At 73.4% G+C, this 21140-nt stretch carries 25 protein-coding genes and 1 pseudogene; 20 read left to right on the top strand and 6 right to left on the bottom strand.

From position 1 onward, the window contains the following. Positions 1 to 2 precede the first annotated feature (2 nt). On the top strand, positions 3 to 539 hold the full coding sequence (locus LX83_RS14415) for a heavy metal-binding domain-containing protein (protein WP_253771436.1): 537 nt from the start codon (positions 3 to 5) through the stop codon (positions 537 to 539). Positions 540 to 813: 274 nt separating this feature from the next. On the opposite strand, the pseudogene LX83_RS14410 reads toward LX83_RS14415, so the two are convergent. The 3 genes and pseudogenes from LX83_RS14410 to LX83_RS14400 all read right to left on the bottom strand — a co-directional run. Next, positions 814 to 1728: pseudogene (locus LX83_RS14410) on the bottom strand (HAD family hydrolase); the annotation flags it as partial. A 157-nt stretch (positions 1729 to 1885) separates the two neighbouring features. After that, the gene (locus tag LX83_RS14405; protein WP_253771434.1) at positions 1886 to 2191 is read right to left on the bottom strand and encodes a hypothetical protein; all 306 of its coding nucleotides are present in this window, start codon (positions 2189 to 2191) and stop codon (positions 1886 to 1888) included. Between the two features lie 82 nt (positions 2192 to 2273). After that, on the bottom strand, positions 2274 to 2945 hold the full coding sequence (locus LX83_RS14400; RefSeq protein WP_253771432.1) for a sigma-70 family RNA polymerase sigma factor: 672 nt from the start codon (positions 2943 to 2945) through the stop codon (positions 2274 to 2276). A gap of 168 nt (positions 2946 to 3113) precedes the next feature. Here LX83_RS14400 and LX83_RS14395 point away from each other — a divergent pair, with 168 nt between their 5' ends. From LX83_RS14395 to LX83_RS14310, 18 genes are all read left to right on the top strand, one after another. Then, on the top strand, positions 3114 to 4637 hold the full coding sequence (locus LX83_RS14395; RefSeq protein ID WP_253771430.1) for an AMP-binding protein: 1524 nt from the start codon (positions 3114 to 3116) through the stop codon (positions 4635 to 4637). A gap of 86 nt (positions 4638 to 4723) precedes the next feature. Continuing rightward, the gene (locus LX83_RS14390; RefSeq protein WP_253771428.1) at positions 4724 to 4963 is read left to right on the top strand and encodes a glutaredoxin family protein; all 240 of its coding nucleotides are present in this window, start codon (positions 4724 to 4726) and stop codon (positions 4961 to 4963) included. Positions 4964 to 5206: 243 nt separating this feature from the next. Further along, the gene (locus LX83_RS14385; protein WP_308203975.1) at positions 5207 to 6031 is read left to right on the top strand and encodes a redox-sensing transcriptional repressor Rex; all 825 of its coding nucleotides are present in this window, start codon (positions 5207 to 5209) and stop codon (positions 6029 to 6031) included. A 37-nt stretch (positions 6032 to 6068) separates the two neighbouring features. After that, the gene (locus LX83_RS14380) at positions 6069 to 7481 is read left to right on the top strand and encodes a glutamyl-tRNA reductase (protein ID WP_253771426.1); all 1413 of its coding nucleotides are present in this window, start codon (positions 6069 to 6071) and stop codon (positions 7479 to 7481) included. After that, positions 7478 to 8425, top strand: a complete 948-nt coding sequence (hemC, locus tag LX83_RS14375; protein WP_253771424.1) for a hydroxymethylbilane synthase — start codon at positions 7478 to 7480, stop codon at positions 8423 to 8425. The genes LX83_RS14380 and hemC overlap by 4 nt, the downstream gene beginning before the upstream one ends. Before the next feature lie 19 nt (positions 8426 to 8444). Continuing rightward, entirely contained in the window at positions 8445 to 9977 is a 1533-nt protein-coding gene (locus tag LX83_RS14370; RefSeq protein ID WP_253771422.1) for a bifunctional uroporphyrinogen-III C-methyltransferase/uroporphyrinogen-III synthase, read from the top strand. A gap of 50 nt (positions 9978 to 10027) precedes the next feature. Continuing rightward, entirely contained in the window at positions 10028 to 11005 is a 978-nt protein-coding gene (gene hemB / locus LX83_RS14365; protein WP_253771421.1) for a porphobilinogen synthase, read from the top strand. After that, the gene (locus LX83_RS14360; protein WP_253771419.1) at positions 11002 to 11592 is read left to right on the top strand and encodes a hypothetical protein; all 591 of its coding nucleotides are present in this window, start codon (positions 11002 to 11004) and stop codon (positions 11590 to 11592) included. The genes hemB and LX83_RS14360 overlap by 4 nt, the downstream gene beginning before the upstream one ends. 51 nt (positions 11593 to 11643) lie before the next feature. After that, positions 11644 to 12282 carry a hypothetical protein gene (locus tag LX83_RS14355; RefSeq protein WP_253771416.1) on the top strand — a complete coding sequence of 213 codons (639 nt, stop codon included), beginning with the start codon at positions 11644 to 11646 and terminating at the stop codon, positions 12280 to 12282. A gap of 41 nt (positions 12283 to 12323) precedes the next feature. Next, complete coding sequence (locus LX83_RS14350; protein WP_253771414.1) at positions 12324 to 12854, top strand: hypothetical protein; 531 nt, start codon at positions 12324 to 12326, stop codon at positions 12852 to 12854. Between the two features lie 150 nt (positions 12855 to 13004). Continuing rightward, the gene (locus tag LX83_RS14345) at positions 13005 to 13634 is read left to right on the top strand and encodes a hypothetical protein (protein ID WP_253771412.1); all 630 of its coding nucleotides are present in this window, start codon (positions 13005 to 13007) and stop codon (positions 13632 to 13634) included. After that, the gene (locus LX83_RS14340; protein ID WP_253771410.1) at positions 13631 to 14098 is read left to right on the top strand and encodes a hypothetical protein; all 468 of its coding nucleotides are present in this window, start codon (positions 13631 to 13633) and stop codon (positions 14096 to 14098) included. Before LX83_RS14345 ends, LX83_RS14340 begins: the two co-directional genes overlap by 4 nt. Beyond that, positions 14085 to 14549: a hypothetical protein gene (locus LX83_RS14335; protein WP_253771408.1), complete on the top strand. Its 465-nt coding sequence runs from the start codon at positions 14085 to 14087 to the stop codon at positions 14547 to 14549. The genes LX83_RS14340 and LX83_RS14335 overlap by 14 nt, the downstream gene beginning before the upstream one ends. A gap of 41 nt (positions 14550 to 14590) precedes the next feature. Next, the gene (locus tag LX83_RS14330) at positions 14591 to 14923 is read left to right on the top strand and encodes a hypothetical protein (protein WP_253771406.1); all 333 of its coding nucleotides are present in this window, start codon (positions 14591 to 14593) and stop codon (positions 14921 to 14923) included. A 42-nt stretch (positions 14924 to 14965) separates the two neighbouring features. Then, positions 14966 to 16327 (top strand): glutamate-1-semialdehyde 2,1-aminomutase, encoded by a 1362-nt coding sequence (gene hemL, locus LX83_RS14325; RefSeq protein ID WP_253771403.1) that lies wholly within the window; start codon positions 14966 to 14968, stop codon positions 16325 to 16327. Then, a complete protein-coding gene (locus tag LX83_RS14320; RefSeq protein WP_253771401.1) occupies positions 16324 to 16953 on the top strand; it encodes a histidine phosphatase family protein in 630 nt (209 codons plus the stop codon). Before hemL ends, LX83_RS14320 begins: the two co-directional genes overlap by 4 nt. After that, the gene (locus tag LX83_RS14315) at positions 16950 to 17573 is read left to right on the top strand and encodes a TlpA family protein disulfide reductase (protein WP_253771398.1); all 624 of its coding nucleotides are present in this window, start codon (positions 16950 to 16952) and stop codon (positions 17571 to 17573) included. Before LX83_RS14320 ends, LX83_RS14315 begins: the two co-directional genes overlap by 4 nt. An 85-nt stretch (positions 17574 to 17658) precedes the next feature. After that, on the top strand, positions 17659 to 18627 hold the full coding sequence (locus LX83_RS14310) for a YihY/virulence factor BrkB family protein (RefSeq protein ID WP_253771396.1): 969 nt from the start codon (positions 17659 to 17661) through the stop codon (positions 18625 to 18627). A gap of 109 nt (positions 18628 to 18736) precedes the next feature. Here LX83_RS14310 and LX83_RS14305 read toward each other — a convergent pair whose 3' ends face one another. Beyond that, complete coding sequence (locus LX83_RS14305; protein ID WP_253771394.1) at positions 18737 to 18934, bottom strand: DUF397 domain-containing protein; 198 nt, start codon at positions 18932 to 18934, stop codon at positions 18737 to 18739. Then, complete coding sequence (locus LX83_RS14300) at positions 18931 to 19794, bottom strand: helix-turn-helix domain-containing protein (RefSeq protein ID WP_253771392.1); 864 nt, start codon at positions 19792 to 19794, stop codon at positions 18931 to 18933. The genes LX83_RS14305 and LX83_RS14300 overlap by 4 nt, the downstream gene beginning before the upstream one ends. A gap of 114 nt (positions 19795 to 19908) precedes the next feature. On the opposite strand from LX83_RS14300, the gene LX83_RS14295 reads away from it, so the two are divergent. Continuing rightward, a complete protein-coding gene (locus LX83_RS14295; RefSeq protein WP_253771390.1) occupies positions 19909 to 20310 on the top strand; it encodes a hypothetical protein in 402 nt (133 codons plus the stop codon). A 15-nt stretch (positions 20311 to 20325) separates the two neighbouring features. Here LX83_RS14295 and LX83_RS14290 read toward each other — a convergent pair whose 3' ends face one another. Next, positions 20326 to 21078 carry a TetR/AcrR family transcriptional regulator gene (locus tag LX83_RS14290; protein ID WP_253771387.1) on the bottom strand — a complete coding sequence of 251 codons (753 nt, stop codon included), beginning with the start codon at positions 21076 to 21078 and terminating at the stop codon, positions 20326 to 20328. Positions 21079 to 21140 lie beyond the last annotated feature (62 nt).

The raw sequence follows: 21140 nt of genomic DNA, 5'->3' as shown, positions 1-21140 counted from the left end.
CCATGGCCTACCCGCAGCAGCCACCACCCGTCCTGTTGTCCACCATGAACGAGGTGCCGGGCTTCCGCGTGGCGCACGTGTTCGGCGAGGTCTTCGGCCTGACCGTGCGCAGCCGCAACGCCTTCTCCGACATCGGCGCTGGCTTCAAGAGCCTGGTCGGCGGCGAGATGCGGGGCTACACCAAGATGCTGTCCGACTCCCGCTACGAGGCACTGGGCCGGCTGCGGGAGAGCGCCGCGTCCATGGGTGCCAACGCCGTGCTGGCCATGCGCTTCGAGAGCGGCGACATCATGCCGGGCACCACCGAGATCGCCGCCTACGGCACGGCCGTGTACCTGGTGCCGGACACCGGCCACCAGCCGCACGCGCAGCCGCCGCAGCAGCAGCCGTACGGCATGCCGCCGCAGCAGCCCGGCCAGGCCCAGCAGGGTCAGCCGCCGCAGGGACAGCCGCAGCCCCCGCAGGGACAGCCCCAGCCGCCGCAGGGACAGCAGTATCCGCAGCAGGGCGCGCCCGGGCAGCCGTTCCCGCCGGCCTGAGCCGGCTGCCGGCTGCCGGCTGTCCGCTGCCGGGGCCGGTGCGGGGTCAGCGGGTCGAGCGGGGCGCCTGCGCCGCGGGTGCGGGCGCCGGCCCCAGCGCGTGCGGTCCCCGGGTATTAGTGCCCCGGGTGTCCGGTCCCCGGGTGTCCGTGCCCCGGGCCTCCGGACCCCAGGCGTCCGGCCCCCAGGCCGCCGAGCCCCACGCGGCCGGCACCCACCGGCCGCCCAGCGCGCGCAGCCGGCCGCGCTCGGCCGGGGCGCGGTCCTCGCGGTCCCGCCGGCGGTAGGCCAGGCCGGCGGCGATCACGCCGGCCAGCGCGCTCGCGCCGAGCACCGAGTGCACGCCGATCCGGGCGGCCTTGCGCCCGGTGCGGAAGTCGCGGATCTCCCAGCCCCGCCGCCGGGCCACCTCGCGCAGGCCCGCGTCCGGGTTCACCGCCACGGCCGTGCCGACCACGGACAGCATGGGCAGGTCGTTCACCGAGTCCGAGTAGGCCGTGCAGCGCCGCAGGTCCAGCCCTTCCTGCGCGGCCAGCGCGCGCACCGCGTGCGCCTTGGCCTTGCCGTGCAGCAGGTCGCCGACCAGCCGCCCGGTGTAGATGCCGTCCCTGCTCTCGGCCACCGTGCCCAGCGCGCCGGTCAGCCCCAGCCGCCTGGCGATGATCTCGGCCAGCTCCACCGGGGTGGCGGTCACCAGCCACACCCGCCGGCCCGCGTCCAGGTGCGTCTGGGCCAGCGCCCGGGTGCCCGCCCAGATGCGGTCGGCCATCAGCTCGTCGTAGATCTCCTCGCCCAGGCTGACCAGCTCGGCGACGCTGCGACCCGCCACGAAGGACAGCGCCTGTTCCCGGCTGGCCCGCACGCTGTCCGGGTTCTCCCGGCCGCCGATCCGGAACTTCAGCTGCCGCCAGGCGAAACCGGCCAGGTCGGAGGTGCTGAAGTACTTGCGCGCGGCCAGCCCCCGGGCGAAGTGGAAGATGGACGCGCCCATCATCATCGTGTTGTCCACGTCGAAGAACGCGGCTGCGGTGAGATCGGTCGCCTGGTCCTCGTCGGCCGCGCGCACCACGTCCTGACCCGCGCCCACGGTCTCCGCCCCCGTGGTCGCGGCGGCCAGCGCGGACGCCTGTCCGGCCAGTGCCGCCAGCCGTTCGCGCTCGGCGTCACTCGCGCTCTCCCCGGGCAGCAGCGCCCGGTGGTCCGCGTTGTCGGTCACGTCACGCTCTCGTGACACCCCAGCGCCTCCCGCTCCACCTTTTCCGCACGGCCCCAGGGTAGCGATCCGGTCCGCGCCCAGTCGCCGAACAGCACCGTGAACAGGCCGGAAAAAGGGGGTGGAGCACTGGTCAGCGGCCGGCCGGGGTGATCTTGTCGGGGTGCCGGCGCGCAGCCGGCGCCCCGGTGTCGGTGGGCGTGTCGGCGGGTGGGGTGTTGGCGGCCGCGCTGTCGTGGCCGGCCAGGCGGGCCAGCACCGCGTCCCGGATCCGGGCCCGCTGGGCGGGTGTGGTCAGGCGGTGCGCGCCGGCCGCCCGCAGCAGCGCGATCACGGCCTGTTCGCCGGCCGGGGCGACCCCGGGCGGGGGTGGCTCGGCCGCGCGGGCGGGGCGCTCGCGTTGTCCGTGTTGGCCCGTTGGGTTGTCGCGTCTGCTCACGGTCCCGGCACCGTCCCCTAAGCTCTGCACCGAGCAACGAGTGTGGCCGGAGGGGGTTACGGCGGTTGCCCCGAGGGGGCGGCTAGCGGAGCCAGCCGGGTAACAGCTGGGCGAGCCGGCGCACCGCGCGGTGCTGCAGCGCCTTGACCGCGCCCTCGTTGCGCCCCATCAGCCGGGCGGTCTCGGCCACCGACAGGCCCTGCAGGAAGCGCAGCACGATGCACTCGCGCTGGTCCTCGCCGAGCTGGCCGACGCAGCGCAGCAGCTCGGCGTTGGTGACCTCGGTCATCACCTCCTGCTCGGGGCCGGCCGCGACCTCGCGGCTGTCGGCCAGCTCCGGGGTGGTGACCTCCAGCCGGTAGCGGCTGGACTTGACGTGGTCCAGCACGATGTTGCGGGCGATGGTGACGAACCAGGCGCCCACGTCGCGGCCCTGGTAGCTGACCGAGCCGATGCGGCGCAGCGCCCGCAGGAAGGTCTCGCTGGTCACGTCCTCGGCCAGGCTGCGGTCGCCGACCCGGAACAGCACGTACCGGTAGACCACGTCCACGTACTGGTCGTACAGCTCGCCGAAGGCGGCGGTGTCCCCCCGCTGGGCGGCCCGCACCAGCTCCCAGGCGGCATCCGGGGCGGGGACAGGGGGCGGCTCGGGTGCGGCCAGCCGGTCGGGGGTTGCCGGCTCGGGCAGCCAGGCCGGCTGGTCCCAGTGCTGGGCCTGGCTCACGGGGCTGCTGGTGCGCTGGCGGGCGGTCATCGGCCTGTGACACCTCCGACAGAGTCGCCGTGGCGGCAGCATACGGCCGGTTACTGCGTAGTAGGTAGCCGTCCGAGGCGGTGAACACGGAACGTGAGCCAACTCGCTACGTGATGTCGGCCACTTCGTGACACACTGCGATCTGATCGCTCCCGTGGAGGAGGCCGCATGCCCCGAACCGCTGGCTCAACCAGCCGCAACGTGGCTGATCTGGTACGTTCCGCCGCCGCGCGTGGCCGGGCGCACGCCGCGCTGATCACCGCGGCCACCGGCGAGTCCCGCACCTGGGGCCAGGTGGACGCGGCCGTGGACGCCGAGGCGCGCCGGCTGGTCGAGCTGGGGGTGGCCCCGGGTGACCGGGTCGGCGTGCGGCTGCCCACCGGGGCGGAGTTCTGCGTGGCCGTGTTCGGGGTGCTGCGCGCCGGCGGTGTGGTGGTGCCGCTGGGGCCCGGCCTGCCGCCGGCGGAACTCGCGCACATCGTCGCGGACAGCGGCCTGCGGCTGCTCATCGGACCGGATGGGGTGCCCGGCGCCACCGCCGTGGACCCGCCCGACCTGACCGCCGCCACCACCGCGGCCGGGCCGGGCGAGCCGGTGGCGGCGGTGCGGGGCGGCGAGGACCTGGCCGTGCTCGGCTACACCTCGGGCACGTCCGGGCGGCCCCGAGGCGCCATGCTGTCCCACCGCGCGCTGCTGGCCAACGCCGCCCAGTGCGCGGCGCTGCGGCCCGCCCCGGTCACCGCCGCCGACCGGGTGCTGCTGGCGCTGCCGCTGTTCCACGTCTACGGGCTGGGGCCGGGCCTGCTGCAGGTGGCCGCGGCCGGGGCCACCGCCGTGCTGATGGAGCGCTTCGACGCCGAGGCCGCGCTGGAGGTGGTGGAGCGGTACCGGGTCAGCACGGTGGTCGGGGTGCCGCCGATGTACCAGGCGCTGCTGGACCAGCCGCAGCAGCGGCTGCGCGAGGCCCTGGCCACGGTCCGGCTGTTCACCTCGGGCGCCGCGCCACTGGACCCGGCCTGCCTGACCCGGATGTGGCAGGCGGTGGGCCTGCCCATCCACGAGGGCTACGGGCTGACCGAGACCGGGCCGGTGCTCACCTCCACGCTGGTCGGCGGCTACCCCAAGGCCGGGTCGGTGGGCCGGCCGCTGCCCGGGGTGGAGCTGCGCCTGGTCGACTCGGACGGCCGGCCGTTCGAGGCCGCCGACGACGACGAGCTGGCCGAGCAGGTCGGCACCGGACTGGTCGCGGCCAGGGGCGCGAACCTGTTCAGCGGGTACTGGCCGGACGGCGCGCACGGGCCGGACGCCGAGGGCTGGTTCCGCACCGGTGACGTGGGCTACCTGGACGCCGACGGCGACCTGCACCTGGTCGACCGGGTCGGTGACCTGATCATCGTCAACGGGTTCAACGTCTACCCGCACGAGGTCGAGCGGGTCCTGGCCGAGCTGCCCGGGGTGGCCGAGGCGGCCGTGGTGGGCGTGCCGCACCCGCGCACCGGCGAGACCGTCAAGGCCGTGCTGGTCCGGGCGCCCGGCGCGGAGCTGACCGGCGAGCGGGTCATCGAGTTCTGCGCCGCGCGGCTGGCCAAGTTCAAGGTGCCCTCGGTGGTGGAGTTCGTCACCGCGCTGCCGCACTCGCCCACCGGCAAGCTGGCCCGGGTCCGGCTGCGTCAGCTCAACGGGGCCAGCTGAACGGGGCCAGCTGAACGGGCCAGCTGAACGGGGCCAGCCGCCGGCCGACGCGCCGGGCGCGCGCCGGGGTTTGGCATGATGCCGGTGTGCCCCACCACGTCACCCTGCTGACCCGCGCCGAGTGCCACGCCTGCGCGCAGGCCGAGGCCGACATCCGCCGGATCTGCGGCGAGCTGGGCGTGGCCTGGAGCAGCCAGGACGTGGACGCCGACGCCGAGCTGCGCGCCGAGTACGGCGACCGCGTGCCGGTGATCCTGGTCGACGACGTGGAGCACGGGTACTGGTCGGTGGAGGAGAGCCGGCTGCGCGCCGCACTGGCCGACTGAGGGGGCCACCGCTCCCGGGCCGCCCCGCCGCACCCGACCACCCGCTGTGACCAGCGCCGCATTCGAGCGGCCGAACAGCTTACCGTGTTAACGCGCGACTTTGTGCATGCGTTCACAAGCGGTTACGGTGTTCGTGTCACGCCGCCAGGCCACGGAAAACCCCACCGGGACCCCCCGGTGCGGCACACCCGGAGCGCAACCCGGCGGATCAGTGCGGATCGTGTTCGGTGAGGGAGAACCAGCGTGGTGGCACAACCGGGGCAGGGGGACGAGGGCGTGACCACTCCCCCGCCTGGTCCAGGCGTCGTCCCCAACCAGCAGGTCACCGACGAGCCGGCGGTCCGGGAGCGGGCCAGGGCGATCCCCGAGGCGGCGGTGGCCCGGCTCGCGGTCTACCTGCGCGTGCTGTCCGGCCTGGTCGAGCAGGGTGTGACCACGATCTCCAGCGAGGAGCTGTCGGTCGCCGCCGGGGTGAACTCGGCCAAGTTGCGCAAGGACCTGTCCTACGTCGGGTCCTACGGCACCCGTGGCGTCGGTTACGACGTCGAGGTGCTCGTGGGCCACATCGAGCGCATTCTCGGGCTGACCCGCAAGCACAGCGTCGCGGTCGTCGGAATAGGTAATCTTGGCCACGCGTTGGCCAACTACGGAGGGTTCCCCGGGCGGGGATTCCCGGTTGCCGCGCTGTTCGACGTGGACCCGGACCTGATGGGCGTGCCGGTCGGCGGTATCCCGGTCGACCACATCGACGACATTCCCCGGGTCTGCGCGGAGCGCGACGTGACCATAGGAGTCATTGCCACGCCGCCGCCGGCGGCTCAGGCGGTCTGCGACCGTTTGGTATCGGCGGGCGTGCAGTGCATCCTGAACTTCGCACCCGTCGTGCTCCAGGTTCCGGACAACGTCGAGGTGCGCAAGGTCGACCTGGCGGTTGAGATGCAGATCCTGTCCTTCCACGTCGCCCGCAGGGCGGATGAGTCCACCGCCGAGCAGGCCGCGGGCGGCGCGAGGACCGGGGCTGGCATGCCCACCGCAGACAACGTGGACGGGATGGTGATTCGCCCGTGAGGCAGCGGAGCGAGCGTGGCGCCGGCGAGGTGGCCGGATGAGTGTTCTCGTGGTCGGCCTGTCCCACCGCACCGCGCCGGTGCGGACGCTGGAGCGCACCGCGATCGCACCGACCGAGCTGGACAAGGTGCTGCACGAGCTGCTCCGGTGTGACAACGTCGCCGAGGTCATGGCGCTGTCCACCTGCAACCGGGTCGAGGTCTACGCGCTGGTCGAGACCTTCCACGGCGGCCTGACCGACATCTCCGACGTGCTGGCCAGGCAGGCCGGCACCGACGCTGGCGAACTCTACGAGCACCTCTACGTGCACTACGCGGCGGGTGCCGTCGAGCACCTGTTCTCGGTGGCCGCCGGGCTGGACTCGATGGTGGTCGGCGAGGCCCAGATCCTCGGCCAGCTGCGCACCGCCTACGGCGCCGCCGACAACGCCGGCACGGTCGGCCGCACCCTGCACGAGCTGGTGCAGCAGGCGCTGCGGGTCGGCAAGCGGGTGCACGCCGAGACCGACATCGACCAGTTCGGCGCGTCCGTGGTGACCGAGGCGCTGGACGACGCCCGCGAGGTGCTGCCCGGCGGCCTGGCCGGCCGCCGCGCCCTGGTGGTGGGCGCCGGCTCCATGGGCGGGCTGGCCGCCGCGCACCTGCGCCGCGCCGGCATCGGCGAGGTGGTGGTCGCCAACCGCACGCCCGACAACGGCGCCCGGCTGGCCGCGTCGCTGCGCGCCGAGGGCGTGTCCGCGTCCTCGGTCGGCCTGGACGCGCTGGCCGGCCACATCGCCGCCGCCGACGTGCTGATCGCCTGCACCGGCGCCACCGACGTGGTGATCTCCGCCGACCTGCTGGCCGAGGGGCTGGCTGGCCGGGACGCCGCGGCCGCGCCGCTGGTGGTGTGCGACCTGGGCCTGCCCAAGGACGTCGACCCGGCCGCCGAGGACCTGCCCGGGGTGCGCGTGGTGGACCTGGCCACGCTGCAGCGCAGGCTGAGCGGCACCGCCGGTGGCGCGCGGGTGCAACTCGCCGGCCGGATCATCGCCGAGGAGGTGCGCGGCTACCTGGCCAGGCAGCGCTCGGCCGAGGTGACGCCCACGGTCACCGCGCTGCGCCGCCGGGCGGCCGAGGTGGTCGACGCCGAGCTGCTGCGGCTGGACTCCCGGCTGCCGCACCTGGAGCCGGCCGTGCGCGGCGAGGTGGCCAAGACCGTGCGCCGGGTGGTGGACAAGCTGCTGCACACCCCGACCGTGCGGGTCAAGCAGCTGGCCGCGACGCCGGCGGGCTCCGACTACGCCGAGGCACTGCGCGAGCTGTTCGGGCTGACCCCGCAGACCACCGCCGCGGTGAGCGACCTCAAGACGGCCGCCGGCCTGACCACCGCCGCCGAGGTGGTCGCCGCGGCCGACGCCAGCCAAGCCATCGACACTGGACAGTCCACTATGGACGGTGAGAACAGGTGAACCGGACCCTCAGGATCGGCACCAGGGGCAGCGCGCTCGCACTGGCCCAGACCGGTGCCGTGGCGGACGCGCTGGAACGGGCCGGCGCCAGCGTGGAGATCGTCACGGTGTCCACGCCAGGCGACCGCTCGGCCGCGCCGATCGCCGAGATCGGTGTCGGCGTGTTCACCTCGGCCCTGCGCGAGGCGCTAGCCACCCGCGAGGTGGACATCGCCGTGCACTCCTTCAAGGACCTGCCGACCGCGGCCGACCCCCGGCTGTCGCTGGCCGCCGTGCCGGCGCGCGAGGACCCGAGGGACGCGCTGGTGGCCAGGGACGGACTGACCCTGGGCGAGCTGCCGGTCGGCGCGACCGTCGGCACCGGCTCGCCGCGCAGGGCGGCCCAGCTCAAGGCGCTCGGCCTTGGCCTGGAGGTGGTTCCGTTGCGCGGCAACGTGGACACCCGGCTGCGCAAGGTCACCGACGGCGAGCTGGACGCCGTCGTGCTGGCCCGCGCCGGGCTCGCCCGCCTCGGCCGACTCGACGTCATCACCGAAGCACTCGACCCGATCCAGATGCTGCCCGCGCCCGCGCAGGGCGCGCTCGCCATCGAGTGCCGCGTTGACGACGTGGACACCGAGCATCTTCTTCAGTCCACTTTGGACGACCAGGCCAGTCGCGCGGCGGTCGCCGCCGAGCGCGCCATGCTGGCAGCGCTCGAAGCGGGTTGCAGCGCGCCCGTTGGCGCACTGGCTGAAGTGGTGGAGGACCTCGTCGACGACGGCACAACGGACGGACGCGTGGTCCTCCGGTTGTCGTTGCGCGGGGTCGCGGCGACGCCGCAGAACGAGATTCTGCGCGCGTCGGCCACCGGTGACGTGACCGCAGCAGATCAGCTCGGCCGGACGGTCGCCGCCGAGCTGCTCGACCTCGGGGCCGCGGTGCTCAGCGGTCCCGAGGCGTAAGTTGATGGGGAGTGCCCTGATGACCCGCGCACGCAAGACCCCCGGACGCATCGCCTTCGTGGGCTCCGGCCCCGGCGATGCCGGGCTGCTCACCGTCCGGGCCCACGAGTTGCTCACCAGGGCCGAACTCGTGGTCACCGACCCGGACGTGCCCGCCGAGGTGGTGTCGACCCTGCCCGAGGGGGTCGAGGTCCGGCCAGCCGTCGGCGAGCCGGCCGACGTGGCCAAGGACCTGATCAACGAGGCCCGCAACGGCCGCGACGTGGTCCGCCTGGTCGCCGGTGACCCGCTGACCCTGGACGCCGTGGTCAAGGAGACCAACGCGGTCGCCCGCGGCCCGGTCGCCTTCGACGTGATACCCGGGGTGCCCGCCGGCACCGCCGTGCCCGCCTACGCCGGGGTCGCCCTCGGCTCGGTGCACACCGAGGTCGACGTCCGCGGCACCGTGGACTGGGCCGGCGTGGCCGCCGCGCCGGGCACCCTGGTGCTGCACGCCACCGGCGGCCACCTGGCCGAGGCGGCGTCCTCGCTGGTGGAGCACGGCCTGGCGCCGCAGACGCCGGTCGCGGTCACCGTGGACGGCACCAGCTTCAGCCAGCGCACCGTGGACACCACCCTGGCCTCGCTGGCCGCCGACGCCGGCGACCTGGGCGGCCCGCTGGTGGTCACCGTGGGCGCGGCCGTGGCCGAGCGGCAGAAGCTGTCCTGGTGGGAGTCGCGCGCCCTGTACGGGTGGCGGGTGCTGGTGCCGCGCACCAAGGAGCAGGCCGGTGCCATGAGCAACCGGCTGCGCAGCCACGGCGCCATCCCGGTGGAGGTGCCCACCATCTCGGTGGAGCCGCCGCGCAGCCCCGCGCAGATGGAGCGCTCGGTCAAGGGCCTGGTCGACGGCCGCTACCAGTGGGTGGTGTTCACCTCCACCAACGCGGTGCGCGCGGTGTGGGAGAAGTTCCGCGAGTTCGGCCTGGACGCCAGGGCGTTCTCCGGCGTGAAGATCGCCTGCGTCGGCGAGGCCACCGCCGCCAAGGTGCGCTCCTTCGGGATCGTGCCCGAGCTGGTGCCCTCGGGTGAGCAGTCCAGCGAGGGCCTGCTCGCCGACTTCCCGCCGCACGACGACATCCTCGACCCGGTGGACCGGGTGCTGCTGCCGCGCGCCGACATCGCCACCGAGACACTCGCGGCCGGGCTGCGCGAGCGCGGCTGGGAGATCGACGACGTGACCGCCTACCGCACGGTGCGGGCCGCGCCGCCGCCCGCCGAGACCCGCGAGATGATCAAGTCGGGCGGGTTCGACGCGGTGTGCTTCACCTCGTCCTCGACCGTGCGCAACCTGGTCGGCATCGCCGGCAAGCCGCACACCCGCACCCTGGTGGCCTGCATCGGCCCGCAGACCGCGGACACCGCCCGCGAGTTCGGCCTGCGGGTGGACGTGCAGCCGGAGGTGGCCCGGGTGCCCGACCTGGTGGACGCGCTCGCCGAGCACGCCGCCCGGCTGCGGGCCGAGGGCGCGCTGCCACCGCCGCGCAAGACCAAGCGGTTGCGCCGGTCCTGACCCGGTGCGACCCCGGTAACCCAGCAAGGCCCTGGTAGGAGGACAACCCCGTGTTCCCGGCACACCGACCCCGTCGACTGCGGCGCACCGCCGCGCTGCGCCGGCTGGTCAGCGAGACCAGCGTGCGACCGAGGCAGCTCATCCTGCCGATGTTCGTCAGGGAGGGCGCGAGCGAGCCCACGCCGATCGCGTCCATGCCCGGGGTTGTCCAACACACCAGGGACTCGCTGCGCAAGGCCGCGGTCGAGGCGGTCGAGGCCGGGGTCGGCGGGCTGATGCTGTTCGGCGTGCCCGAGCACAAGGACGCCACCGGGTCCGGTGCGGTGGACCCGAACGGCGTGCTCAACGTGGCCCTGCGCGACCTGCGCGCCGAACTGGGCGACGCCACCGTGCTGATGGCCGACACCTGCCTGGACGAGTTCACCGACCACGGCCACTGCGGGGTGCTCGCCGAGGACGGCTCGGTGGACAACGACGCCACCCTGCGCCTCTACGAGGAGATGGCCATCGCCCAGGCCGACGCCGGCGCGCACGTGCTCGGCCCCAGCGGCATGATGGACGGCCAGATCGGCGCGCTGCGCGCCGCCCTGGACGGGGCCGGGCACACCGACACCGTGCTGTTCGCCTACGCGGTCAAGTACTCCTCGGCGTTCTACGGGCCGTTCCGCGAGGCCGTGCGGTCCTCGCTGACCGGCGACCGCAAGACCTACCAGCAGGACCCGGCCAACGCCCGGGAGGCGCTGCGCGAGGTCCAGCTGGACCTGGCCGAGGGCGCGGACCTGGTGATGGTCAAGCCGGCCCTGCCCTACCTGGACGTGCTGCGCTCGGTGGCCGAGATCTCCGAGGTGCCGGTCGGCGCGTACCAGATCTCCGGTGAGTACGCGATGATCGAGGCGGCCGCCGCCCACGGGTGGATCGACCGGCAGCGCGCCATCACCGAGACGCTCACCGGCATCGTCCGCGCCGGCGCGGACATGGTGTTGACCTACTGGGCGGTTGAGGCGGCCCGCTGGTTCGAACGGGAGTGAGCGCGCTGAACCAGCCCACCCCCCATCCGGACCAGCCGGCCGACCAGGGCGGCGGCAAGCCGGCCGTGCCGCCACCGCCCCGGCCGGTGGCCGTGGCCCGCTGGCTGTGGATCGCCAGTGCCGCGTTCGGCGCCGGCCGCACCGTGGTCGAGCTGGCCGACCGCCCCCGGCTGATCAACGACCTGCGCGGGGTCGTGCCGGACGCGTCCCAGGACGAGCTGGACCAGCTGGCCACCGGGCAGGTGTTCACCGGCCTGCTGCTGGCCGTGGCGCTGTTCGCGCTCTACACCAGCCTGGCCAACCGGATGGCGCGCGGCGTGAACTGGGCGCGGGTGCTGCTGACCGTGCTGGCCGGGTTCGGCGCGCTGGTCGGACTGGGCGGGCTGATCGCGATCGCCTCGGGGATCCCGGCCGCGTTCGGGCTGACCCTGTCGCCGGTGAACACCGCGCTCAGCCTGGTCGACCTGGCCGTGGACGTGACCGCGATGGTGTTGATGTTCGTGCCCGCGGCCGCCGCGTACTTCACCGCGCGCCGCCGGCCCAGGCGGCCCAGCCCGCCGCCGCCGCTGCGGCCCCACCTGCCGTAGCCGACCGCTCGGTGGTGTTCCGGGTCGGGGGTGATCGGTACCGTCCACTCCGTGACCGACCCGCAGCAGCCGGGGCCAGCCCCGGACCCGGAGCACCCGCCGGTGGTGCCGCCACCGGCGCCGCTGAGACCCGAGGCCCAGTACCCGGGCCCCCAGCCGTTTCCCCCGCAGTTCCCCCAGCCGCTTCCCCAGCAGTTTCCCCAGTTCCAGGCCCCCCAGCCGATGCCGTGGGTGGCGCCGATGGCGCCGGTGGGCACCGCGCAGACCCAGTCCTTACCGGGACCGCCCACCACGGTGATGGCCGCGTTCTGGTGCTGGCTGGCCGGGATCGTGCTGAGCGTGCTCACCACCGTGCTCGCCCTGGTGCTGCCGCCCGACACCGCCGACTGGCTCGGCGGCCCCGGTGCCTCGCTGCTGGGCGAACAGGCCCGGGAGCAGACCGTCACCGTGGTCACCGGGCTGGTGTTCGGTGGGCTGTGGGCGTTCTTCGGGTTCCAGATGAAGGCCGGCCGCAACTGGGCGCGGATCGTGCTGACCGTGCTGGTGGCGCTCAACGCGGTCGACGCCGCGGTCGAGCCGCTGCTGCGGGGCGCGACCGGCTGGGCCGGCCTGGCCACCGACCTCGCCACCGTCGTGCTGATGTACCTGTCCTCGGCCAACGCCCACTTCCGGTACATGAAGTACGTCTGAGCCGGCCGACGCGCGGGCGGTGATCCGTACCATGCGGGCTTGTGAGTCGTTCACCCACGTCCGGCTCGGCCGCCGACCAGCTCCCCGAGCCGGCCGGCCCGCTGAGACCGCCGGTCCAGCTCCGGCTCGCGTGCTGGATCTGGATCGCCACCGTGCTGGTCCGCTCCGTGCTGCTGCTGGTGGACGCCCGCACCGTGATGCAGCTCGGCGTGGTGCCGGTGCCGTGGTTCACGGCGTTCGTGATCGTGCCGATCCTGGTGATGTCCTCCGTGGTGGCCTTCTGGGTGGCCCTCGCCGTGGCGGTGTGCGTGGTCGACGTGCTGCTCGTGCTGCCCGCGCTCGGCCTGCGGGCCGGGCACGCCTGGGCGCGGTTCGTGCTGACCCTGCTGATCGTGCTCAACCTGCTCTCCTCGGTCGGCTCCCGCGCACCGCTCGGCCTGGTCAGCCTGGTCCCCGACCTGGCCGTGCTGGTGCTGATGTACCTGCCGCCGGCGCACCGCCACCTCACCCGGTGCGCGGCCGAACGGGACCGCCAGCGGCGGCTGCTGCGCACCGAGTTCCTCAAGGGGTGACGAGCGGAGGGGACTGCTGTCCCGCCGCTACCACGAACCGGCTGACGCGGATGGGGAACACCGGAGGTACCTGCGGCAGCACGGCCGCACCGAGGAGTAGCCCGTCGGTGCGGTGGACAGCCCGAATGGGCGGTTCTACCGTTTCTAAGGGTGACCACCCCACCAGGGCCGAACCAGGAGCCCCACGAGCACCGGGACCAGCCGCCGGGCGGCTTCCCGCCGGCCCCGCCGCCCCCGGAGGGCGTCGGCAACCCCCCGCCCGTGCCGCCACCCGGCCAGTACGGCCAGCGCTGGGACCAGGCGCCGGCCGTGCCGCCGGGGCAGGACCGGCTGGCCGCGCCCGCGCCACCCACCCCGGTCCAGGTCTCCTTCTGGATCTGGATCGCCAGCGCGGTGCTGACCGTGCTCGGTGGCCTGCTCGTGCTCACCCAGCGCGACGAGATGCTGGCGCTGCTGCGCCAGCAGCCGGGGGCCACCAGCCTCACCGAGCAGCAGCTCCAGGCCACGGTCAACCTCACCCTGGGCGTCTCGGTGGTCATCTACGTGGTGATCGGCCTGCTGTACGTGCTGTTCGCGGTCAAGATGCGGGCCGGCCGCAACTGGGCGCGGATCGTGCTGACCGTGTTGACCGTGCTCAGCCTGCTCAGCCTGGCCCAGGGCACCATCGACGTCGTCGGACTGATCGGGGTGCTCGCGGCCGTGGTCGCCGTGGTGCTGCTGTACCTCAAGCCGGCCAACGACTACTTCAACCTGGTCAGACGGCAGAGGCAGGGCGGATGAGCGAGCAACCGGCGCGACCGCCCGCGATCGTGCGCGTCACCGTGGGCGTGTGGCTGGCCCTGGCGGTGTTCGGCCTGGTCAACGTGGGCTACCTGTGGCTGCTGCGGGACCGGGTGCGCCAGCTGGTGGCCAGCAGCGCCATCGTGCCCGCCGACCAGGTCGACCAGGTCACCCAGGGGCTGCTGCTCACCAACACCGCCATCGCCGTGCTGTTCGGCGGCGCCTACGCCGGGTTCGCCCTGCTGCTGCACCGGCGCCGGCGCTGGGCCAGGATCGCGCTGACCGTGGTGGGCGCGCTGCACCTGCTGCTGGTCCTGACCAACGGCTTGTCCGTGCAGAACCTGCTGGTCGTGCTGTTGATCGCGGCCGGGGTGGCGTGCGCGTGGAGCCGGGGCGTGGCCGCGTGGACCGCGCCGGACACCACGGTCGCGCGCCCGAGCGGGACGGCCCGTGGTCGCGCCTGACGAGCCCGCCCCGGTGCTGTTCGCCGAGCGCGGGGCCAGCTGGTGGCCGGTGCTGTGGGGCCCGGCCTTCGCCCTGGTGGGGCTGGGTGCCGAGGCGGCGACCGGCGGCGGCCACCCGGTGGTCTGGCTGCTCACCGGGCTGGCGCTGGCCGTGGCCGCGGCCGTGTGGGTGCAGGCCCGGCGGCGGGTCTGCTCGGTGGAACTCACCCCGTTCACGCTGCGCCAGGGCCGGGAGGTACTGCCGGTGGCGCGGATCGCCGCGGTGACCGACGTGGGCCTGCCCGCCGGTGCCGCGGTGCTCGGCGGCGGCTGGACCCCGCCGCGCGGCACCACCGGCCTGCCCGTCCGGCTGGACACCGGTGTGGTGGTGCTGGCCTGGGCCAGGGACCTGGCCGGCCTGCGCGCCGCGCTCACCCGGCTGCTCGCCACCACCACCAGTGACAACGCCTGATAGTGCGGGTGGGTCAGCGGCCTGTGAGACGCTAGCCAACCGTGACTGAACCGCAGCGGACCACCCAGCCACCCGAGGTTGGCTCCGGGGCGCCGGCCGGGCGCCGCGGCGCGCGGCTGCACCAGCCGGTGCGGGCGGTGGTGGCCGGGGTCGAGGTGCTGCTGGCCGTGCTGCTCGTGCTGGCCGCGGTGTGGTGCTGGCGCCAGGGGATCGTCCGCTACGAGTTCCCCTTCGACGGTGCCGCGCCCCTGGTCGCCACCCGCTACTTCGGCAACTGGCTGGCCACGGCCATCGGCCTGGTCACGGTGGCGGCCGTGCTCGTGCTGGACGCGCTGCGCCAGCTGCTGCTGGCCCTGCGGGGCAGCGCCGGGTGACCCCGGTCGGCCACGCCGACCCGACATGTGAGACTGGCAGTCGTGACAGCCAACGCGGAGCCGGCACACGTGGCCGAGTCGAAGGCCCTGTTCGAACGCGCGGTCCGGACCACTCCGGGCGGGGTGAACTCCCCGGTGCGAGCCTTCCACGCGGTGGGCGGCACCCCCCGCTTCATGGTCCGGGGGCAGGGCCCCTACCTGTGGGACGCCGACGGCAACCGGTACGTGGACCTGGTCAGCTCGTGGGGCCCGATGATCCTCGGGCACGCCCACCCGGACGTGGTCGCGGCCGTGCGCGAGGCCGCCGGCGGCGGGCTGTCCTTCGGCACGCCCACCCGGGGTGAGATCGAGCTGGCCGAGGAGATCATCAACCGGGTCGAGCCGGTCGAGCAGGTGCGGCTGGTCAACTCCGGCACCGAGGCCACCATGAGCGCCGTCCGGCTGGCCCGCGGCTACACCGGCCGCCGCCGGGTGATCAAGTTCGCCGGCTGCTACCACGGGCACGTGGACGCGCTGCTGGCCCAGGCCGGCTCCGGCGTGGCCACCTTCGGCCTGCCCACCTCGCCGGGCGTGACCGGCGCGCAGGCCGCCGACACCATCGTGCTGCCCTACAACGACCTGGACGCGGTGCGCGCCGCCTTCGCCGCCGACCCGGAGGACATCGCCTGCGTGATCACCGAGGGCGCCGCCTGCAACATGGGCGCGGTCGCCCCGGTCGAGGGTTTCAACGCCGCCCTGCGCGAGCTGTGCCACGCCCACGGCGCCCTGCTGATCATCGACGAGGTGCTGACCGGGTTCCGGGTTTCCTCCGCCGGCTGGTACGGGCTGGACCGGGTCGCCGGCGACCTGTACACGTTCGGCAAGGTCATGTCCGGCGGGCTGCCCGCGGCGGCGTTCGGCGGCCGCGCCGAGATCATGGCCAAGCTGGCCCCGGCCGGGCCGGTCTACCAGGCCGGCACCCTGTCCGGGAACCCGGTGGCGGTGGCCGCCGGCCTGGCCACGCTGCGCGCCGCCGACACCGACGTGTACCGGGCGCTGGACCGCAACGCCACCCGGCTGGGCGCGCTGTTCACCGACGCGCTCACCGCGGCGGGCGTGCCGCACCGGGTGCAGTACGCCGGCAACCTGGTCAGCGTGTTCTTCACCGACACCCCGGTGCGCGACTTCACCGGTGCGCAGGCCAGCCAGACCTGGCGGTTCCCGCCGTTCTTCCACGCGCTGCTTGAGCGCGGCGTGTACGGGCCGCCGAGCGCGTTCGAGGCGTGGTTCGTCAACGCCGCCATGGACGAGGAGACGTTCGACCGCATCGCCAGCGCGCTGCCCGCGGCCGCCGCTGCCGCCGCCGCGGCCGTGCCGCCACCCGACCCGACCGGCGGCTACGCGGTTTCGGAGGACGTTGAGTGACCAGGACCGTGGTTCACCTGCTGCGGCACGGTGAGGTGCACAACCCCGAGGGCATCCTGTACGGCCGGCTGCCCGGGTTCAAGCTGTCCGAGCGGGGCGAGCGGCAGGCGTTAACGGTCGCCCAGCATCTGGCCGACCACAACATCGCGCACGTGGTCGCCTCCCCGCTGGAGCGGGCCCAGCAGACCGCCCTGCCCATCGCCGACTCGCACCGGCTCGACCTGGCCACCGACGAGCGGCTGATCGAGGCGGACAACCAGTTCGAGGGCCAGCGGGTGTCGGTCGGCGACGGCGCGCTGCGCTCGCCGGCGCACTGGCCCAAGCTGCGCAACCCGTTCCTGCCGTCCTGGGGCGAGCCGTACCTGATGATCGCCCACCGGATGCTCGGCGCGGTGCACCGGGCCAGGCAGGCGGCCACCGGCCGGGAGGCGGTGTGCGTGTCCCACCAGCTGCCGATCTGGACGCTGCGGCGGTTCCTGGAGGGCCGGCGGATGTGGCACGACCCCCGGCGGCGGGAGTGCTCGCTGGCCTCGCTGACCAGCCTGGTGTTCGAGGACGAGCGGCTAGTGCGGCTGGTCTACACCGAACCGGCCGGCGCCACCGACCCGAAGGTGACCGGCGCATGAGTGCCAGCCCCGCCAGCCCAGCCCGGCCCGGGGGGGTGCGACGCGGTCGCGTGCTCGCCGGCCTGCTCGCCGCGGTGCTGCTGGCCCTGGTCGGCTGCTCCACCGGGGACGACGCCGTGGCCACGAACAACGAGTTCACCTTCGTGGCGCCGGGCGGGCAGACCACGATCCGCTACGCCGTGGCCGACCGGCAGGCCTCGCCCGACCTGACCGGGGAGAGCCTGCTGGAGGCGGGCAAGCAGATCAAGGTCTCGGACTTCGCCAACCAGGTCGTGGTGATCAACGTGTGGGGCACCTGGTGCCCGCCGTGCCGGGCCGAGGCCAGCGAGCTGGAGCAGGTCTACACCAACACCAAGGACTCGGGCGTGGCCTTCCTCGGCATCGACCTGAAGGACACCCGCAGCGCGGCCGAGGACTTCGTGCGCAACAACAACCTGACCTACCCGTCGATCTTCGACCCGTCCGGCCGGTCGCTGCTGGCGCTGAACGGCTACCCGCGCAACGCCGTGCCGTCCACCATCGTCCTGGACCGCCAGCACCGGGTGGCCGCGGTCTTCCTGACCGGGCTGCTGGCCAGCGACCTGGAGCCGGTGGTCAAGGAGATCGCCGCCGAGTCCTGAGCGGGCGACGACACCGCGCTGGTGTGACACCCGCGCCACCGGGTACCCCGGGCGTGCCGGAACGTGCGTGCGGGAGGTGGTGCGGGTGGCGGCACCCGAGGGACCGACGGAACTGTCCAAGCGCTCCTGGTGGCTGGTGCTCAAACGCACCGTGCGGGAGTTCAAGCGGGACAACCTGACCGACTGGGCCGCCGCCCTGACCTACTACGCGGTGCTGTCGGTGTTCCCGGGCCTGCTCGTGCTCACCGCCGTGCTGGGCATGCTCGGGCAGTCGGCCACCCAGACCCTGATCGACAACATCAACCAGATGGTGCCCGGCCAGGGCAAGCAGATCCTGGTCAACGCCCTCCAGGAGTTGCAGCGCTCGCAGGGGCTGGCCGGGCCGCTGGCCATCATCGGCCTGCTCGGCGCGCTGTGGACGGCCTCGGGCTACGTCGGCGCGTTCAGCCGGGCGGCCAACGCGGTCTACGACACCGAGGAGGGCCGCCCGGTCTGGAAGACCGTGCCGCTGCGGGTGGTGCTCACCCTGGTGCTGGTGGTGCTGCTGGCGCTGTGCACGGTGGGCGTGGTCGCCACCGGCTCGATCGCGCACCGGCTCGGCGACCTGCTCGGCCTGGGCTCCACCGCCGTGCTGGTGTGGCAGATCGCCAAGTGGCCGGTGATCGCGATCCTGATCAGCCTGGCGTTCGCGCTGCTGTACTGGGCCGCGCCCAACGTCCGGCACCCGGGTTTCCGCTGGCTGAGCCCGGGCAGTGTGCTGGCCCTCGTGGTCTGGGTGCTGGCGTCGGCCGGGTTCGCCTTCTACGCGGCCAACTTCGGCTCCTACAACAAGACCTACGGGTCACTGGCCGGCGTGATCGTGTTCCTGGTCTGGCTGTGGATCACCAACATCGCCATCCTGCTCGGCGCCGAACTCGACGCGGAACTGGCCAGGGGCCAGCGCATCGCGGCCGGCCAGCCCGAGAGCCAGGAACCCATCCTGCCGCCCCGCGACACCCGCGCCATGCCCGAGCGGCCGAGGGGCAGGGGCCACCGCCCAGCCCCCGGTCACTAGCGTTCCCCACCCCTCCCGCGCGAGTTGACTTTGCAAACCCCGCGAGTTGACAGCTCAGGCAGGGCCGTTCGGGTGATCGAGGCGGGGCGAGCGAGAACCTGGCCGGCGTTCAGCGGAGCGGACTGGGCAGGCCCGCCTTAAGGGCGGACAGGAACGCGTGGAACGCGGTGTCGGGGAAGAGTAATGTGCCGGCGCCCGGGTTCTTGCTGTCCCGGATCGCGGTGCGCTCCGGCCGCCGGTCGAGTTCCACGCACTCGTTGGCGCCGCCACCGCTGTAGCTGCTCGTGCGCCACCTGTTTTCGGTCATCGGTGCCCCTCCAGTTGTTTCAGTTGGTCGAGGATCAGGTCCGCCGAGGCTCCTGATGGCAGAGCTGCCGCGCTGATCTCGGCGAACATGGAGATGATGCGCGAAAGGTCGACCTGGTTCTCCACCCAGCGTCCACCTGCCATGTATTCGAGATAGACGCCAGGCGGGTCCTGAGGATCGGGGTAGTTGATGATCAGACACGGACCCGACATGGTCCCGTAGGCACCCGCAGCGTAGGGAATGACCTGGATCGTGATGTTGGAACGGGCTCCCATGGCCAGCAGGTGGCCAAGTTGTTCTCGCATGACGTCTGGGCCGCCGACCACGCGCCGGACGGCTGCTTCGTCCATGAGGACGTGGAGTCGTGGTGCGGCGGGGCTCATGAGGATCTTCTGGCGAGCCAGCCGTGCGGTCACGTACCCGTCCACCTTCGCCGCCGGGTGGAGGAACAGGTGAGCGGCAGCGTTCAACGCTCGGATGTAACCCTCGGTTTGTAGGAGACCGGGCACGATCGATGGCGCCAGGGTCCGGATGAGTTCCGCCTCTCGCTCGGCGCGGACCAGGGATCTGAGGTCGTTGGAGGCGTCCACGGGTAGCCGGACGCGGGTTGTCGTGGTGCCGGCGTCATCCCACAGGGCCAGGGCTTCGGCGGCTTCGTCGTCGGTCGCCCCGTAGAACTTCAGCAACTGCTCGACGGATGTCCGCTTTGGACGGACGTGCCCAGTCTCGTAGCGGCTGATGGTCGGCCCGGCGACACCGATCAGCTTGCCCGCCTCCGCCGTCGACCTGCCCGCGCGGGTGCGCAGGTGCTCCAGGTACGCGCCGAGTCGCTTCTTCCAGCGTGTTGGTGTCCCTGGCATGGCGTGAGCGTAGCGATGGCCATCACCAGGGCCGATGTACCCAATCGTGTTATTTAACGGGGTACATACCCCTTCTATTGTCGGTGGTGATCCCGATGAGAGGGGTGGCGATCGATGGACTCGCGCGATGTTGACGAGGAACTGGCGCTGCTGGTGTCGCGGAAGTGGACGCTCTACTACTTCGGCGGCAGGGAGCAGCCCAGGGCGATCGGGGCGGTGTACCAGTACCCGTGCTCGGAGTGCGCGGACGTGGTGTTGATCCGGGGCGAGTGGCTGACCATCGCCTTCCGCACGCCCACCGACGAGCACACCGACGTGTTCCGGCCCGAGCAGGTGGTCTGGTGGTACGGCAGCGCCACGCTGTGGGCGCTGCGGGCGGTGTTCCAGCTCGCCCCGCCGGGAGACCTGCGCGCGCCGCACCTGCCGATGCCGGCCCCCGGTTGCTGCCGGCTCGCGCCCGAGTTGACCAAGCCGCTGGTGGTGCGACCGCCCCGGTTCTCCGGCAGGTTGTGCTGAGCGTCGGGCCGCTGATCAGCCCTGTTGGGCGGGCGGCTGCTGGGTGCGGGCGTCGATGAGCAGGGCGATGCCGTCCAGGATGCGGTTCAGCCCGAAGTCGAGGGCCTGGTCCTGCCCGTCGGCGTGCTCGGTCGCGTCGGCCAGCAGCGCCGCCAGCGCCGGGAACCGGTCCTCGCGGCCGGACACCAGTGCGGTGTAGGCCAGCCCCAGGTGCTGTTCGGCACCGCCGTCACCGGCCAGGGCCCGGCCCTGCTGGGCGACGGTGCGCACGTGGCCGGCCAGGGTGGCGGCCACGTCGAGCACTTCGCCGCCGCGCAGGCCGCTGCCGGCGAGCGCGGCCACCACGTGCTCCAGCCAGGTGAGTTCGTTGGGACCGATGGCCCTGGCACCGACCGTGGCCTCCAGTGCCCACGGGTGCGCCCAGAACTGCTCGAACAGCCAGTGGGCCAGCCCGTCCAGTTGGGCGCGCCAGTCGCCGGGGGAGAACTCGCCGGGGCGGGGCGGCTCGCCGAGGGCGGTGTCGGTCATCAGCGCGACCAGTTCGTCCTTGCCCGGCACGTACCGGTACAGCGCCATCTTGGTGACGTCCAGTGCGGCGGCCACCCGCTGCATGGTGACCGCGGCCAGCCCGTCGGCGTCGGCGATCGCGATGCCGGCGCGCGCGATCGCGTCCAGGGTCAACGTGGGACGAGGACCGCGGCGCGGGGCGCCCGGCTGCTCCCAGAGCAGTGCCACGGCGTTCGCCTGACTGTCGCCGCTGGTCGCCATCTGACCTCCTGACTTGACGCTGACCTGGGGTCTTGTCGAAACCACGGAACTGTGTCTATGGT

This window comes from Goodfellowiella coeruleoviolacea (assembly GCF_024171785.1).
Taxonomy (GTDB): domain Bacteria; phylum Actinomycetota; class Actinomycetes; order Mycobacteriales; family Pseudonocardiaceae; genus Goodfellowiella; species Goodfellowiella coeruleoviolacea.
Note: the sequence above shows the minus strand (reverse complement) of the source record. Positions and strands in the feature narration are given on the sequence as shown.